Genomic DNA, 15150 nt, shown 5'->3' with positions numbered 1-15150 from the left:
GCGGCGGGCGGCCCCGGGGGGCGTTGTCGGACCCCACCCGTAGAGTCGGAGGCGACCGGCTCACACGACGGGAGGGAGGTGGCACACGCCATGAGCACGCCGCTCGCGCCCGCACGCCGGGACGCCCGCACCGCCCGCGACGCGCCCGCCGCCGTGCCGCCCCGGCTCGCCGCCGTCTTCCTGCCCGCCCCGCTGCCCCGCGCCTCCGCCGTCGCCTTCTGGGACCCCGGCGGCGGCCCGCTGCCCCCGGGGCCGCGCGGCGAGCTGACCCTGCTGCGGGAGCCCGCCGCGCCGCCCGCCGAGGTCCCCGCCCTGCGGCTGCCCCTCGCCGCGGCCCTGCCGCTGCTGGTACGCGCGCGGCACGACCCCGCGGCACACCCCGCCACCGCCTGCTGGGCCGCCGCCGCACTGCACGCGGTGCACCTCGTCGCGCGCGGCAGGCTGCTGCCCGGACTCACCCCCGACGGCCTCGACGCCTGGCGCGCGGGCCCGCTCGCCGCCGACGACATCGCCCAGCTCCGCGCCATCGCCGCCGCCCTGCCCCCCGAGGGCTTCGCGACCCCGCTCGGCGACGGCCACGGACCGCGCGCGGTGCCGGACCCCGAGGCCCTGGTGCGCGCGTTCGCCGACGCCGTCGCCGACACCCTGCCCCGCACCCCCGCGGGGCGGCACGCCGTCGGCGCCCCCTTCGCCGCCGCCGGGCCCCAGCGGCTGCCCGGGGCGCGCGCGTGGGCCGCCGAGGTCGCCGCGGGAGCCGACGTCGGCGTCGCCGTCTCGCTCAGGCTCGACCTCTCCGCGAGCCGCGCCTTCGAGCGCGACACCCCCGCGGGCGACGGCAAGGAGACCCGCGCCGCCGCCACCGCCGTCGTCCAGGTCCACTCCCTCGCCGACCCCACCCTGCTCACCGACGCCGCCGCGCTCTGGGCGGGCACCGCGGACCCCGCCTTCGGCCCCCGCGCCACCGTGGACGCGGCGCTCGCGGTGCGCAGGGCCGCGCGGGTCTGGCCCCCGCTCGCCCGCCTCGCCGAGCGGCCCGTACCCGACGTGCTCGCGCTCTCCGAGGGCGAGCTGTCCGACCTCCTCGGCCCCGCCGCGCCCCGCCTCACCGCGGCGGGCGTCGCCGTGCACTGGCCGCGCGACCTCGCGCTCGACCTGTCGGCGGCCGCCGTCGTGCGCCCCGCGCCAGGCTCCGCCGCCGAGGGCTCCTTCTTCGACAGCGACACCGTCCTTGAGTTCCGCTGGCAGCTCGCGCTCGGCGGCGAGGAGCTGAGCGACGCCGAAATGGACCGGCTCGCCGAGGCCCACAGGCCCGTGGTGCGGCTGCGCGACCGCTGGGTGCCCGTCGACCCCGCGCTGGTGCGCAGGGCACGCCACCGCGACCTCGGCCTGCTCGACCCGGTCGACGCCCTCGCCCACGCCCTCACCGGCAGCGCCGAGGTGGACGGCGAGAGCGTCGAGGTGGTCCCGGTCGGCGCGCTCGCCGCCCTCCGCGACCGGCTCACCGCGGGCATCACCCCCGTCGAGCCGCCGCGGGGCCTCGCCGCCACCCTCCGGGACTACCAGCTCCACGGCCTCGCCTGGCTCGACCTGATGACCTCGCTCGGCCTCGGCGGCTGCCTCGCCGACGACATGGGCCTGGGCAAGACCGTCACCCTGATCGCGCTCCATCTGCGCCGCGCGCGCCCCGAGCCCACCCTCGTGGTCTGCCCCGCCTCCCTGCTGGGCAACTGGCAGCGGGAGATCACCCGCTTCGCCCCCGGCGTCCCCGTCCGCCGCCACCACGGCGCACAGCGCGACCTGGAGGGCACCAGGGGCGGCTTCGTCCTCACGACCTACGGCACCCTGCGGCACTCGGCGCCCGCGCTCGCCGAGCACCCCTGGGGCATGGTCGTCGCCGACGAGGCCCAGCACATCAAGAACCCGCACTCCGCCACCGCCAAGGCCCTGCGCACCCTCCCCGCGCCCGCCCGCGTCGCCCTCACCGGCACCCCCGTCGAGAACAACCTCTCCGAGCTGTGGGCCCTGCTCGACTGGACCACCCCAGGACTGCTCGGCCCCCTCAAGGCGTTCCGCTCCCGGCACGCGCGCGGCGTCGAGGGGCAGACCGCCGAGGACATCCCGCCCGACCCGGAGGCGGTGGCACGGCTCGCCCGCCTGGTGCGCCCGTTCCTGCTGCGCCGCCGCAAGTCCGACCCCGGCATCGTGCCCGAGCTGCCCCCCAAGACCGAGAGCGACCACCCCGTCCCCCTCACCCGCGAGCAGGCCGGGCTCTACGAGGCCGTGGTGCGGGAGGCCATGGGCGCCATCGAGGACGCGCGCGGCATCGCCCGCCGCGGCCTGGTGCTGAAGCTCCTCACCTCCCTCAAGCAGATCTGCGACCATCCGGCGCTCTTCCTCAAGGAACCCGCAGAGCCCGCGGCGGAGCCCCGCCTCACCGGCCGCTCTGGCAAGCTCGACCTCCTCGACGAACTGCTCGACACCGTCCTCGCCGAGGAGGGCTCCACCCTCGTCTTCACCCAGTACGCGCGCATGGCCAGGCTGCTCGCCGGGCACCTCGCAGGACGGGCCGTCCCCGTGGGCCTGCTGCACGGCGGCACCCCGGTCCCCGAGCGCGAGCGCCTCGTCGACCGCTTCCAGGACGGCTCGCTGCCCGTCCTGGTGCTCTCCCTCAAGGCCGCCGGCACCGGTCTGAACCTCACCAGGGCGGGCCATGTCGTCCACTTCGACCGCTGGTGGAACCCGGCGGTCGAGGACCAGGCCACCGACCGCGCGTACCGCATCGGCCAGACCCACCCGGTCCAGGTGCACCGGCTGATCACCGAGGGCACCGTGGAGGACCGGATCGCGGAGCTGATCGACACCAAGCGCGCCCTCGCCGACGCGGTGCTCGGCGGCGGCGACGCCCCGCTCACCGAGCTGACCGACCGCGAACTGGCCGACCTGGTCTCGCTCAGGAGGCCCGAATGAGCCCGGCCGAGTCCCCGGGCGCCCCGGGTGCCCCAGGCGCCCGCCGCCCGTCCGACGCCGCGCGCCGCGCCCTGCACGAGGCGCTGGCCGCCCGCCGCCGCGCCGCGGACGAGCAGCAGCCGGAGCCCGCCGCGCCCGACGCCCCCGAGGACGCCCCGCGCCCCGCGCGCGGCCGCGCCTCCGAGGCCGCGCGCCTCGCCCTTGAGGAAGCGCGCTCCCGCAGGACCCCGCCCAGGCCCGCCCCCGCCGCGCGCCCCCGCACCCCCGCCGCCCACGACACCCCGGCACCGGACGCGCCCGCCGCGCCGCCCGCGCCCCCGGCGCCCGTACCCGCCCCGGAGGCGGACGACCCGCACGCCCCCCGTGCCGCGCCCGCGCGGGCGGCCGAGGAGCCCGCCGCGCCCGTCGGCGCCGCGCGCACCTGGTGGGGCGGCGCCTGGGTACGCGCCCTGGAGACCGGCGCGCTCGACCCCGCGCGGCTGGCGCGCGGGCGCGCCTACGCGGAAGGCGGCCGGGTCGGCACCGTCAACGTCACCCCCGGCCGGGTGCTGGCGTACGTACAGGGCGGCCGCCCCCGCCCGTACCGCACCGAGCTGCGCGTGCGCACTCTCTCCGACGCGGCCTGGGACCGCTTCCTCGACGCCGCGGCCGACGACCCCGCCCAGCTCGCCGCCCTCCTCGACCGGGACATGCCGCACTCGCTCGCCGAGGGGCGCACCCCGCTGCTGCCGGGCCCCGGCGACCTCGACCCCCGGTGCAGTTGCCCCGACCAGGGCCGCCCCTGCAAGCACGCGGCGGCGCTCTGCTACGAGACGGCCGGGCTCCTCGACGAGGACCCGTTCGTGCTGCTCGCGATGCGCGGCAGGGCCGAGCGCCAGGTGCTCGACGCCCTCGCCCGCCGCAGCGCCGCCGGAGCGGCCCGCGCCGCCGCGAAACCCGCCGCCTTCCCCTCGCTGCCCGCCGACGAGGCCCTGGCCAGGCGGCCCGCAGCGCTGCCGCCCCCGCTGCCCGCGCCGCACGCCCCCGGGCGCCCGCCCGGATACCCGGCGACGCCCGGAGGACCCGACCCGTTCGCCCTCGACCAGCTCGCCACCGACGCGGCGGCCCGGGCGCACGCGCTGCTCACCGCGGGCGTCGACCCGCTGGAAGGGCTCACCCTCTGGCAGGACGCGGTCAGGATCGCCGCCGCGCGCCCCGGCTCGGGGCTCACCGCGGCGGGCCGCGGCCTGTACGCGTCCCTGGCCGCCGCGGCCGAACGCGACCCCGTGGAGCTGGCCCGCGCCGTCGCGGCCTGGCGGCAGGGCGGCGCGGCGGGCCTCGACGTCCTCGAAGAGCCCTGGGACCCGCCCGCGGGCCGCTTCGACCGGGCGCGCCCCGCGCTGCTCGCCGCCGGTCTGCCCGCCTTCCGCCCCCGGCACAACCACCTCACCCACCCCGCGGGCCACCTCCAGCTCCGCCTGGGCCGCGACCACCTCTGGTACGCGTACGAGTCCGAGCCGGGACACGACGAGTGGTGGCCACGCGGCGCCCCCGCGACCGACCCCCTGGACGCCCTCGCGAGCGCCACCGCGGCGCGTCCGCCCCGCGGGGACGACGGCCCAGGGTCGGCATAGCGGCAGAAGAGCGGCATTCGTACCGCTGCGGGCGGGACACGGAGGGCGCCGGGCGGGTGCCGGGCGTCCGCTCGGTCCGTTGTGAGCCGAGGCGCGCAGGTAAAGGGGGAAAGTCGTGAAGGCGGGGGACCACATGTGACCTCCGGGGCGGCGGTGGTTAGCGTGGGCCGGGTGAGTGAGACCACGACCCCCGCCCTCCAGTACCGCTGCGACGGCCCGGACGACGCCCCCGTCCTCGTCCTCGGCCCCTCCCTCGGCACCACCTGGCACATGTGGGATCGCCAGATACCCGAGCTGAGCAGCGAGTGGCGGGTGCTCAGATACGACCTGCCGGGGCACGGCGGCGCCCCCGCCCACCCCGCCGACTCGGTGCCCGAGCTGGCCGCCCGGCTCCTCGTCACCCTCGACGGGCTCGGCGTCCAGCGCTTCGGCTACGTGGGCTGCGCCCTCGGCGGCGCCGTCGGCGCCGAGCTGGCGCTGCGCCATCCGCACCGGGTCGCCTCGCTCGCGCTGATCTCCTCTTCGCCCCGGTTCGGCACCGCCGACGAGTACCGCCAGCGCGGCGTCGTGGTCCGCGCCAAGGGCCTCGATCCCATCGCGCGTACCGCGCCCGAGCAGTGGTTCACGCCCGGCTTCGCCGCCCAGCAGCCCGCCATCACCGAGTGGGCCGTACAGATGGTGCGCACCACCGACCCCGGCTGCTACATCGCCGCCTGCGAGGCGCTCGCCACCTTCGACCTGCGGGAGGACCTGGTCGGCATCACGGTGCCCACCCTGGTGCTCGTCGGCTCCGAGGACCAGGTGACGGGCCCCGGGCAGGCCCGCACCCTCGTCGCGGGCATCCACGACGCGCGTCTCGCGCTGGTGCCCGGCGCCTCCCACCTCGCGCCCGTGGAGCAGCCGGGCGCCGTCACCGACCTGCTGGTGCGCCACTTCTCCGGCTCCTGGGCCCCCGCCGACCCCGGCACCGCGCACATCGCCATCCCCGCCGTCCTCACCACGCCCGTGCCGCCGCAGGCCCCCACCGTCCCCGTCGGGCCCTCGACGCCCCTCGGCCAGACCGCGCCCGCGGCCCCCGCCTCCCCGATCGCGCCCCCCGCCCCCGCCCTCGTCGAGCCGTCCGCGCCCGCGCCCCGCGCCGTACCGGCCGCCGAGATCGCGCCGATGGCCGAGACCCAGGTGATCACCGCCGAGGACACCCACGCCCGGGGCCTCAGGGTCCGCCGCGACGTCCTCGGCGACGCCCATGTCGACCGCGAGATCGCGACGGCCGACGAGTTCACCGACGCCCTCCAGGACTTCGGCACCCGCTACGAGTTCGGCGAGGTCTGGCAGCGCCCCGGGCTCGACCGGCGGCTGCGCAGCGCCGTGGCGCTCACCGCGCTCACCGCGGGCGGCCACTTCGAGGAGCTGGCCGCGCACACCAGGGCCGCGCTGCGCGGCGGCCTCTCCCCGCAGGAGGTCAAGGAGGTGCTGCTCCAGACCGCCGTGCACTGCGGACTGCCCGCGGCCCGCAGGGCCTTCGCGGTCGCCCAGGCCGTCATCGCCGAGGAGACCACCCCCCAGGACTGACACCGCCGCGGCCGCGGCCCCCGGGGGGCAGGATGGGATCATGCATCTGACGAAGAAGACCCACTCCTGTGTCCGCGTCGAGAAGGACGGCCGCGTCCTCGTCATCGACCCGGGCGGCTTCAGCGAGACCGACGCCGCCGTGGGCGCCGACGCGGTGCTGATCACCCACGAGCACCCCGACCACTTCGACGAGGGCAGGGTCCGCGCCGCCCTCGACGCCGACCCCGCCGTCGAGGTCTGGACCCTGCGCTCCGTCGCCGACCAGCTCGCCGGGGCCTACCCGGGCCGGGTGCACACCGTCGGCGGCGGCGACACCTTCACCGCCGCGGGCTTCGACGTCCAGGTCCACGGCGAGCTGCACGCCGTGATCCACCCCGACATCCCCCGCATCACCAACGTCGGCTACCTCGTCGGGGGACGCGTCTTCCACCCCGGCGACGCCTTCACCGTGCCCGGGGTGCCGGTGGAGACGCTGCTGCTGCCGGTGCACGCGCCCTGGAACAAGATCTCGGAGGTCATCGACTACGTGCGCGAGGTGCGCCCCCAGCGCGCGTACGACATCCACGACGTGCTCCTCAGCGACCTCGCGAGGCCCGTCTACGACCGGCAGGTCGGCGGCCTCGGCGGCGCCGAGCACCTGCGGCTCGCGCCCGGCGACGGCGCCCGGGTGTGACCGGGGGCGCTGTCGGACCCGCCGGGTAGGTTGGACGGCATGCGCATCGCGACCTGGAACGTGAACTCGATCACCAGCCGGCTGCCGAGGCTGCTGGCCTGGCTGGAGAGCAGCGGCACCGACGTGCTCTGCCTCCAGGAGGTCAAGACCACCGCCGAGCAGTTCCCCGCCGACCAGCTCCGCGAGGCGGGCTACGAGAGCGCGGTCCACGCCACCGGCAGGTGGAACGGCGTGGCGGTGCTCTCCCGCGTCGGCCTCGCCGACGTGGTGCGAGGACTGCCGGGCGGACCGGAGTACGACGGCGTCCAGGAGCCCCGCGCCGTCTCGGCGACCTGCGGCCAGGTCCGCGTCTGGTCGGTCTACGTGCCCAACGGCCGCGAGGTCGACCACCCCCACTACGCCTACAAGCTCCAGTGGCTCGAAGCCCTCCGCACCGCCGTCCTGGGCGACGCGGGGGGCTCCCGCCCCTTCGCCGTCCTCGGCGACTACAACGTCGCCCCCACCGACGAGGACGTCTGGGACCGCGCCGCCTTCGAGGGCGCCACCCATGTCACCCCGGCCGAGCGCGCCGCCCTCACCTCGCTCAGGGAGACCGGCCTCAGCGACGTCGTCCCGCGCCCGCTCAAGTACGACCACCCCTTCACGTACTGGGACTACCGCCAGCTCGGCTTCCCCAAGAACCGCGGCATGCGCATCGACCTCGTATACGGCAACGCGCCCTTCGCGAAGGCGGTCTCCGACGCGTACGTGGACCGCGAGGAGCGCAAGGGCAAGGGCGCGTCCGACCACGCGCCGATCGTCGTCGACCTGGACGTCTAGCGCCACCGGCGGCGCCACCGGCCGCCCCGCGGGCGGCGCCACCGCACGGGGGAGAGTGCGGCGAGCGGCGCGCGCCTGTGGCCCCGGGGGCCCACCCGGTGCCACGCTTGACGGATGAACATCCCTTTCCTGGACAAGTGGCGCAGGCGGCAGGCGGAGCCGGGCGCGGTCATGGCGGCCGCGTTCGCCGACGATCCGGAGGGGGTGGCCGAGCTGTTCGCCGAGTGCGATCTGCTGCGCTCCCAGGCGTCCGCCTCCGGGGTGGTGCTCGACGACTCGGCCGCGTCGCTGACGGCGCTCGACCAACTGCTGCCGCGCTGGCGCGACGACCCCGAGACCCTGCCCTGGCTCGGCAACGACGCGGGCCTCTACCTCGGCACCGTGATCGTGCGCACCGTGCCGGGCGCGGGCTGGCACGTCTGGCCGGCCGGGCAGCCCGTGGTGCGGCTCGCCTCGGGGCGCGAGATCCAGGTGGTCGAGGCGGGCCTCGACTGGGCGGTCGGCGGCTCGCCCGAGCTGTCCCGGGTGTACGCGGAGGCCGCCGAGGCGTGACACGCCCACCGCCCGGCATCGGCGTCGCCCCGGGTGGGTGCCTGGCGCGTGTCGGCGCTCCCGCAGCGTCGCCGCTCCCGATAGGTTGCCCAAACCGGCCGAAAAGGGGACCGGACCGGCATGGCAGCCGGAGATCACTGCCCGCACCACGGCGCCCGCGAGGGTGGCCGGCCACCCGGGCAGAAGGTCAGCTGCACGCCGGAACGTCAGGCGGCGCGATGGGAGTTGCGGGGTGGGGGCAGGGGAGTGTGCGCCGCCTTGGTGACATCCGCGACCAGCTCCACCACATCGGGCCCGTACGCCCCCGAGTTGACCACGCGCAGCAACAGCACGAAGGAGTTCGCGCCGTGCTTGCGCGCGAGACGCTCGTGGTTCACCGCGAGGTACCGGGTGGCGGCGGGGTTCCCGATGGCGCGCTGGCTACAGAAGAGGAACACCGGCCGGTCCCCGTGCGCCTGCTCCGCCGTCAGCCGGGCCAGCAGCACGTACTCGGTCTTGCCCGGCTCCATGCGGTACCGCTCGCCGCCTATCTGGAAGGCGCTGCGGTCGGGCCCCGGCTCCGGCTCGGTGTTGATGCGCACCCCGGGCAGCATGGAGTGCATATGGGCGGCGAGGCGCCGGTTCACCGCCGGGCCTCCGACGCAGAACTCGGTGCGCTCGCCGAAGCCCTGCTGTGCCCCGTCGTGCGCGACGATCTGGGCGTGGGCGCCGCACTCCTTGATCAGCGGGGCGAGTTCGAGCAGCGCCAGCACGTCGTGCCGGGTCACGGACAGCTCGGGCCCGCTCGCCTCGCGGTTCACCACGAGCAGGGTCTCGGAGTTCTCCGGCAGCCCGAAGAACGCCTGCCTGCGGCGGAGTCTGCGGCGCCAGAGATACGTTCTCACGTACCAGCCCAGCACGGCGAAGACCACGGCCGCGACCGCGACCAGGACGATGGTACGCACGTCGTCAGTCATGGGCGCGCATGCTAGCCGGTCCCACGCGTCCGCGGGCCCGCCGGTCGAACGTACCCCGCCCGCCGGGCAGGTGAGCTGACGGAACGCCGCCGGCATCGCTACGCTTCCGAGTCCCCCATGGCACTGGAGGCCGCATGCGTCCGAAGGACATCAGAGGGCTCGCGCTGCTCGCGGCGGCGACCGCCGCACTCTCGCTCACCGTCGCCCCGCCCGCCACCGCGCGGGACGCCCCGCCGGCGAAGACGCCGGTCGCCGCCGGGTACGGGGGCGCGGTCTCCAGCGTGGACGCGGACGCGTCCGCGGCCGGGATCGAGGTGCTGCGCCGCGGCGGCAACGCGGTCGACGCGGCCGTCGCCACCGCCGCCGCGCTCGGCGTCACCGAGCCCTACTCGGCGGGCCTCGGCGGCGGTGGCTACTTCGTCTACTACGACGCCCGCACCCACCGGGTCCACACCATCGACGGCCGGGAGACCGCGCCCCGCACCGCGGACGAGGGCCTGTTCCTCGAAGACGGCGAGCCGCTGCCGTTCGACGACGCCGTCACCAGCGGGCTCAGCGTCGGCACCCCCGGCACCCCCGCCACCTGGGAGACCGCGCTGAAGACCTGGGGCACCCGGGGCCTCGGCAGCGTGCTGAAGCCCGCGCAGCGACTGGCCAGGGACGGCTTCACCGTCGACGACACCTTCCGCCAGCAGACCGCGGACAACGAGGAGCGGTTCAGGAACTTCCCCGCCACCGCGGACCTGTTCCTGCCGGGCGGCGAACTGCCCGCCGTCGGCAGCACGTTGAAGAATCCCGACCTGGCCCGCAGTTACGCCCTGCTCGCCCGCGAGGGCATGGGCGCGCTCTACCACGGGCGGCTCGCCGAGGACATCGTGAAGACGGTCAACGAGCCCCCGCTCGACCCTGATACGGACTACGACGCCCGTCCGGGCGACCTCTCCACCCGCGACCTGGCCGCGTACCGCACGAAGATCCAGGACCCGACGAGGACCGCGTACCGGGGCCTCGACGTGTACTCCATCGCGCCCTCGTCCTCCGGCGGCACCACCGTCGGGGAGGCGCTGAACATCCTGGAGGACAGCGACCTGTCCCGGATGTCCAGGACGCAGTACCTGCACCACTCCATCGAGGCGAGCCGGATCGCGTTCGCCGACCGGGGCCGCTGGGTCGGCGACCCGGCGTTCGAGGACGTACCGCAGCGCGGGCTGCTCTCCCAGCGCTTCGCGGACTCGCGCGCCTGCCTCATCTCCGACGACTCCGCGCTCACCAGCCCGCTCGCCCCTGGCGACCCCCGCCACCCGGGCGGCTGCGCGGCGCGGGGACGGGGCACCGCGACCCCCTACGAGGGCCTGGACACCACGCATCTGACGGTGGCGGACAAGTGGGGCAACGTCGTCGCCTACACGCTCACCATCGAGCAGACCGGCGGCAGCGGCATGGTGGTGCCGGGGCGCGGGTTCCTGCTCAACAACGAGCTGACCGACTTCTCCTTCGCGCCCGCCGACCCGAAGGTGCCCGACCCCAACCTGCCGGGCCCCGGCAAGCGGCCGCGCTCCTCGATCTCCCCGACCATCGTGCTCGACCGGCACGGCGAGCCGGTCGTCGCGCTCGGCTCGCCCGGCGGCGCGTCCATCATCACCACCGTGCTCCAGACCCTCACCGGGTTCCTCGACCGGGGCCTGCCGCTGGTCGACGCGATCGGCGCGCCCCGCGCCAGCCAGCGCAACGCGGCGGCCACGGAGTTGGAGCCCGCGCTCTACGACAGCCCGGAGCGTGCCCGTCTCGAAGCGCTCGGGCAGCACTTCACCGAGATTCCGGAGATCGGCGCCGCCACCGGCGTCCAGCGCCTGCCCGACGGCCGCTGGCTCGCGGCGGCCGAGCCGCAGCGCCGCGGCGGCGGCTCCGCGATGGTGGTGCGCCCCGGCCGCTGACCGCGGTCGGCCGGCACCGCGCCCCGGGCCGCGGCGGGCGGGCGTCCGCCGCGGCCCCGGGCCCCGGCTCAGCTCCGGGGCGGGGTGGTGCCGTAGGACCAGTTGTGGCCCAGCTCCGTCTCCCGCTCGCCCTTCGCGGTGAGGGCGTCGAGCCGGGCGATCTCGCCGTCCGTGAGGGCGAGTTCGGCCGCGCGCGCGTTCTCCTCAAGGCGGGACACGTGCAGGGTGCCGGGGATCGGGACGACGTCGGGCGCCTTGGCGAGCAGCCAGGCCAGGGCGACCTGCCCCGGCGCCGCACCGTGCCCGGCGGCGATCTCCCGCACCGTCTGCACGGCGGCGAGGTTGGCCTCGAACACCTCACGGGCGAAGCGGGGCATGTGGCGCCGGTAGTCGTTCTCCGGCAGGTCGTCGTACGAGGTGATGCTGCCGGTGAGCATGCCGCGCCCCAGCGGGCTGTAGGGCACGACGCCGATGCCCAGCTCGCGGCAGAGCGGGAATACCTCGTCCTCGATGTCCCGGGACCACAGCGACCACTCGGTCTGCACCGCGCTGATGGGGTGGACGGCGTGGGCGCGCCTGATGGTGTCGGCGGCGGCCTCGCTGAGCCCGAGGTGGCGCACCTTGCCCTCCTTCACCAGCTCCGCCATGGCCCCGACGGTCTCCTCGATGGGGGTGTCGGGGTCGACGCGGTGCTGGTAGTAGAGGTCGATGTGGTCGGTGCCGAGCCGGGTGAGGGAGCGCTCGACACGCTCGCGCACGTACTCCGGCCGCCCGTTGATGACCGGCGGGCCCTCCTCGGTCACGCCCCGCACGATGCCGAACTTGGTGGCGATGGTCAGCCGGTCGCGGCGGCCCGCGACGACCCGTCCGATGATCTCCTCGCTCTCGCCGTAGAGGTCGGCGGTGTCGACGAGGGTGACGCCGAGGTCGAGGGCGCGGCCGAGCAGCGCGTCGGCGCTGTCGTCGGTGGTGTGCTCCGAGGTCTGGCCGTAGGGCTGGGCGAAGCTCATCGCTCCGAAGCCGACGGCGCCGACGGCGGGCCCCCGGGAGCCGAGGGTGCGCTGGGGAATGGGCATGGGTGGACCTTCTCGCGGTGACGTGGGGTGGTGGGGATGCCTCCCCAGGTGCGGAAACCTGGATGTCCGCACCTGAGGACAGAGTATGTCCCCACCCGAGGACATGCAAACGGCCCCACCGTGCGCCGTCGGTGCCCCGCAGCGTCAGGCCACGTGCTGGTACGCCGGGTAGGTCAGATAGCCCGCCGCGCCGCCCTGGTAGTACGTGGACTCGTCGACGGGGGCCGGCGGCAGGCCGGTGCGCAGCCGCTCGACGAGGTCGGGGTTGGCGATGAAGGCGCGGCCGAAGCTGACGAGGTCGGCGCCCAGGCCGAGCCAGCGGTCGGCGTCCTCGCGCCCCGTCTGCTTTGGGCCCATGGGCAGCGTCGGGTTCACGATCAGCGTCCGGGGCCAGGCGCGGCGCAGGGCGGTCAGCACCGTCTCGTCCGAGGTCGCCTCCAGATGGACGTATCCCACCCCGGCCCTGGCCAGCTCCGGCAGTAGCGCCGCGTACAGCGTCGGCACGTCGTCCTCCGCGACGCCCCAGAAGGTGCCGCCGGGGGAGAGCCTGATGCCCGTCCTGTCGCCGCCGACCGCGTCGACGGTGGCCGCCGCCGCCTCCACGGCGAAGCGGATGCGGCCCGCGACCGAGCCCCCGTAGCGGTCGGTGCGCAGGTTGGCGTTGGACGAGAGGAACTGGGAGATGAGGTAGCCGTTGGCGCCGTGCAGCTCCACCCCGTCGAAGCCCGCCTCGACGGCGCGCCGCGCCGCCTCGCCGTACGACCCCGCCTGTCCCGGCACCTCCGCGGTCTCCAGCGCGCGCGGCACCGGCGCGGGGCGCGGGCCGCCCGGTGTGAACACGTCGCCGACGGCGGCGACCGCGGAGGGGCCGACCGGGCGCAGGCCCGTGGTGTCGGGGTGCGAGACCCGGCCGCCGTGCATGATCTGGGCGAAGATCCGCCCGCCGCTGGTGTGCACCGCGTCGGTCACCGGGCGCCAGGCGGCGACCTGTTCCTCGGTGTGCAGACCGGGGGTGTTCGGGTTGGACTGGCCGACCCGGTTCGGCTGCACGCCCTCCGAGACGATCAGCCCCGCCGTGGCCCGCTGTGCGTAGTACGCCGCCATGAGCGGGGTCGGCAGGCCGTCGGCGGTGGCGCGCACCCGGGTCATCGGGGCCATCACCACGCGGTTGGGCAGCACCAGGTCGCCGAACCGGTAGCTGCTGAGCAGGTCCGTCATCGCAGGACTCCTCGCCGTTCCCGTGCCCGGATCTCGGGCACGGCGGCTACGCTAGAACCTGACATCGATGTGAGAGGCAAGCCCGGAGCGGGTCCTGTGCGGCAGGTCACAGCCCGGGCGGAGCGAGGAGTGGGCGATGCGGATCGGGGAGGTCGCGGCGCGGACCGGGGTCAGCGTCAGGTCGCTGCGCTACTACGAGGAGCAGCGGCTGCTCACCAGCGCCCGCAGCGTGGGCGGCCAGCGCCGGTACGGGGAGCACGACGTCGAGCGGGTGCTGTTCATCCAGCGGCTGCTGAACGCGGGCCTGTCGAGCCGCACCATCGCGGAGCTGCTGCCCTGCGCCTACGCGCCGAGCGAGGCCAACTCCACCGCGGCCCTTGAGCGGATGGCGCAGGAGCGCGACCGGCTCTCCGGGCACATCGCGGAGCTGGCTCGGACCAGGGACGCGCTCGACGTGCTGATCGGCACGGCCCGCGCCTACCGCGAGACCCAGCGGGCGCCGGAGCCGCCGGGGCCGCTCCCGGCGGGCTGTGTCACAGCGCCGTCAGCACCCGCGGTCCCCGCTCGGTGATCGCCACCGTGTGCTCGGCGTGGGCGGCGCGGCTGCCGTCGTCCGTCACGAGGGTCCAGCCGTCCGGCGCCGGGTGGTAGCCGTCGGCGCCCGAGGCGATCAGCATCGGCTCGATCGCGAGTGCCATCCCGGGGCGCAGCGGCATCCCGCGGCCCGGCCTGCCCTCGTTGGGCACCGAGGGGTCCTCGTGCATGCTGCGGCCCACGCCGTGCCCGCCGAACCCGTCGGGGATGCCGTACCCGGCGGCGCGGCAGACCGTGCCGACCGCGTGTGCGATGTCGCCGATGCGGTTGCCGGGCACCGCCGCGGCGATACCGGCCGCGAGGGCGCGCTCGGCGGTCTCGATCAGCAGGGTGTCCTCGGGGCGCGCGGCGCCGACCGTGAAGCTGATCGCCGAGTCACCGACCCAGCCGTCCAGGATCGCGCCGAAGTCGGCGGAGACCAGGTCGCCGTCGCGCAGCCGGTAGCCGTCGGGGATGCCGTGCACGATGGCGTCGTTTACCGAGACGCAGAGGGTGGCGGGGTAGGGCGTCGGCGCGAACGACGGGTGGTAGCCGAGGAAGGGCGAGGCCGCCCCGGCGTCCCGCAGCACGCCGCGCGCCACCGTGTCCAGTTCGAGCAGGGAGACCCCCACCGCCGCCGCGGCCCGCACGGCGGCCAGCGCCCGCGCCACGACCCGTCCCGCCTCCCGCATCGCGTCGAGGGAGGTTTCCGTCTTGAGTTCGACCATGGCAATTACTATACCGGTATTAGAATGACGTCATGGTCCGTACCCCCCTGACTCCAGAAGAGCGCGAGCGCGGCGAACGGCTCGGCGGGCTGCTGCGCACCGCGCGCGGCGGCCGCAGCATGGCCGAGGTCGCCTCCGTCGCCGGAATCTCCGCCGAGACCCTGCGCAAGATCGAGACGGGGCGCGCCCCGACCCCCGCGTTCTTCACGGTGGCGGCGCTCGCCTCGGCCCTCGGCCTCTCCCTCGACGACCTCGCGGGACACTGCGCACCGCTGCCGCTCGCCGGCTGACACCCGCGCCCCGCACGGCGGCTGCGGCAGCTTCGGACCGCCGCCGCGGGTTTGCGCGGGACGGCTTCGGGGGACCGGCCGGGTGAAACATGATCGACTCGGCCCGTTCACGGCGATGGTCTTGCCCCGCGAAAGATCGGGGCTTACGTTCGGGCTCTACGCCGCCGCCTCTACGTGCG

Annotated in this window: 13 protein-coding genes; 9 read left to right on the top strand and 4 right to left on the bottom strand. The window is 75.9% G+C overall.

Annotated features, from left to right (window positions below):
- Positions 1-90: 90 nt before the first annotated feature.
- The 6 genes from ACIBIW_RS22390 to ACIBIW_RS22365 all read left to right on the top strand — a co-directional run bounded on the left by ACIBIW_RS22390 (position 91) and on the right by ACIBIW_RS22365 (position 8196).
- Positions 91-2967: an SNF2-related protein gene (locus tag ACIBIW_RS22390; RefSeq protein WP_399338719.1), complete on the top strand. Its 2877-nt coding sequence runs from the start codon at positions 91-93 to the stop codon at positions 2965-2967.
- Positions 2964-4580, top strand: a complete 1617-nt coding sequence (locus ACIBIW_RS22385) for an SWIM zinc finger family protein (RefSeq protein WP_399338718.1) — start codon at positions 2964-2966, stop codon at positions 4578-4580. Before ACIBIW_RS22390 ends, ACIBIW_RS22385 begins: the two co-directional genes overlap by 4 nt.
- Positions 4581-4751: 171 nt before the next feature.
- Positions 4752-6152: an alpha/beta fold hydrolase gene (locus ACIBIW_RS22380; protein WP_399338717.1), complete on the top strand. Its 1401-nt coding sequence runs from the start codon at positions 4752-4754 to the stop codon at positions 6150-6152.
- Positions 6153-6192: 40 nt separating this feature from the next.
- Positions 6193-6825, top strand: a complete 633-nt coding sequence (locus tag ACIBIW_RS22375) for an MBL fold metallo-hydrolase (protein WP_399338716.1) — start codon at positions 6193-6195, stop codon at positions 6823-6825.
- 39 nt (positions 6826-6864) lie between these two features.
- Positions 6865-7644: an exodeoxyribonuclease III gene (locus tag ACIBIW_RS22370; RefSeq protein ID WP_399338715.1), complete on the top strand. Its 780-nt coding sequence runs from the start codon at positions 6865-6867 to the stop codon at positions 7642-7644.
- 114 nt (positions 7645-7758) lie between these two features.
- Positions 7759-8196 carry a DUF6278 family protein gene (locus ACIBIW_RS22365; RefSeq protein ID WP_399338714.1) on the top strand — a complete coding sequence of 146 codons (438 nt, stop codon included), beginning with the start codon at positions 7759-7761 and terminating at the stop codon, positions 8194-8196.
- Positions 8197-8402: 206 nt separating this feature from the next.
- On the opposite strand, the gene ACIBIW_RS22360 is transcribed toward ACIBIW_RS22365, so the two are convergent.
- On the bottom strand, positions 8403-9152 hold the full coding sequence (locus ACIBIW_RS22360) for a hypothetical protein (protein ID WP_399338713.1): 750 nt from the start codon (positions 9150-9152) through the stop codon (positions 8403-8405).
- Positions 9153-9286: 134 nt separating this feature from the next.
- On the opposite strand from ACIBIW_RS22360, the gene ggt reads away from it, so the two are divergent.
- A complete protein-coding gene (gene ggt, locus ACIBIW_RS22355) occupies positions 9287-11086 on the top strand; it encodes a gamma-glutamyltransferase (protein ID WP_399338712.1) in 1800 nt (599 codons plus the stop codon).
- A gap of 68 nt (positions 11087-11154) precedes the next feature.
- On the opposite strand, the gene ACIBIW_RS22350 is transcribed toward ggt, so the two are convergent.
- The gene (locus ACIBIW_RS22350; protein WP_399338711.1) at positions 11155-12162 is read right to left on the bottom strand and encodes an aldo/keto reductase; all 1008 of its coding nucleotides are present in this window, start codon (positions 12160-12162) and stop codon (positions 11155-11157) included.
- Between the two features lie 144 nt (positions 12163-12306).
- Positions 12307-13380 (bottom strand): alkene reductase, encoded by a 1074-nt coding sequence (locus ACIBIW_RS22345; protein WP_399338710.1) that lies wholly within the window; start codon positions 13378-13380, stop codon positions 12307-12309.
- Between the two features lie 136 nt (positions 13381-13516).
- Here ACIBIW_RS22345 and ACIBIW_RS22340 point away from each other — a divergent pair, with 136 nt between their 5' ends.
- A complete protein-coding gene (locus ACIBIW_RS22340) occupies positions 13517-13951 on the top strand; it encodes a MerR family transcriptional regulator (RefSeq protein WP_399338709.1) in 435 nt (144 codons plus the stop codon).
- Here ACIBIW_RS22340 and map read toward each other — a convergent pair.
- Positions 13914-14681, bottom strand: coding sequence for a type I methionyl aminopeptidase (map, locus tag ACIBIW_RS22335; RefSeq protein ID WP_399338708.1), 768 nt, complete (start codon positions 14679-14681; stop codon positions 13914-13916). The genes ACIBIW_RS22340 and map overlap by 38 nt on opposite strands.
- 32 nt (positions 14682-14713) lie before the next feature.
- Between map and ACIBIW_RS22330 the strand changes: the two genes are divergently transcribed.
- A complete protein-coding gene (locus ACIBIW_RS22330) occupies positions 14714-14971 on the top strand; it encodes a helix-turn-helix domain-containing protein (RefSeq protein ID WP_399338707.1) in 258 nt (85 codons plus the stop codon).
- The last annotated feature ends 179 nt before the right edge of the window (positions 14972-15150 follow it).

This window comes from Streptomyces sp. NPDC050560, from assembly GCF_044457285.1.
Lineage (GTDB): Bacteria > Actinomycetota > Actinomycetes > Streptomycetales > Streptomycetaceae > Streptomyces.
This window is presented reverse-complemented; position numbering and strand designations above follow the sequence as displayed.

Bases quoted from the DNA above. Each gene is read 5' to 3' on its own strand.
- ACIBIW_RS22390 (WP_399338719.1), top strand. From the start codon at position 91: ATGAGCACGCCGCTCGCGCCCGCACGCCGGGACGCCCGCACCGCCCGC.
- ACIBIW_RS22365 (WP_399338714.1), top strand. From the start codon at position 7,759: ATGAACATCCCTTTCCTGGACAAGTGGCGCAGGCGGCAGGCGGAGCCG.
- ACIBIW_RS22330 (WP_399338707.1), top strand. From the start codon at position 14,714: ATGGTCCGTACCCCCCTGACTCCAGAAGAGCGCGAGCGCGGCGAACGG.
- ACIBIW_RS22385 (WP_399338718.1), top strand. From the start codon at position 2,964: ATGAGCCCGGCCGAGTCCCCGGGCGCCCCGGGTGCCCCAGGCGCCCGC.
- ACIBIW_RS22360 (WP_399338713.1), bottom strand. From the start codon at position 9,152: ATGACTGACGACGTGCGTACCATCGTCCTGGTCGCGGTCGCGGCCGTG.
- ACIBIW_RS22350 (WP_399338711.1), bottom strand. From the start codon at position 12,162: ATGCCCATTCCCCAGCGCACCCTCGGCTCCCGGGGGCCCGCCGTCGGC.
- ACIBIW_RS22340 (WP_399338709.1), top strand. From the start codon at position 13,517: ATGCGGATCGGGGAGGTCGCGGCGCGGACCGGGGTCAGCGTCAGGTCG.
- ACIBIW_RS22375 (WP_399338716.1), top strand. From the start codon at position 6,193: ATGCATCTGACGAAGAAGACCCACTCCTGTGTCCGCGTCGAGAAGGAC.
- ggt (WP_399338712.1), top strand. From the start codon at position 9,287: ATGCGTCCGAAGGACATCAGAGGGCTCGCGCTGCTCGCGGCGGCGACC.
- ACIBIW_RS22370 (WP_399338715.1), top strand. From the start codon at position 6,865: ATGCGCATCGCGACCTGGAACGTGAACTCGATCACCAGCCGGCTGCCG.
- ACIBIW_RS22345 (WP_399338710.1), bottom strand. From the start codon at position 13,380: ATGACGGACCTGCTCAGCAGCTACCGGTTCGGCGACCTGGTGCTGCCC.
- map (WP_399338708.1), bottom strand. From the start codon at position 14,681: ATGGTCGAACTCAAGACGGAAACCTCCCTCGACGCGATGCGGGAGGCG.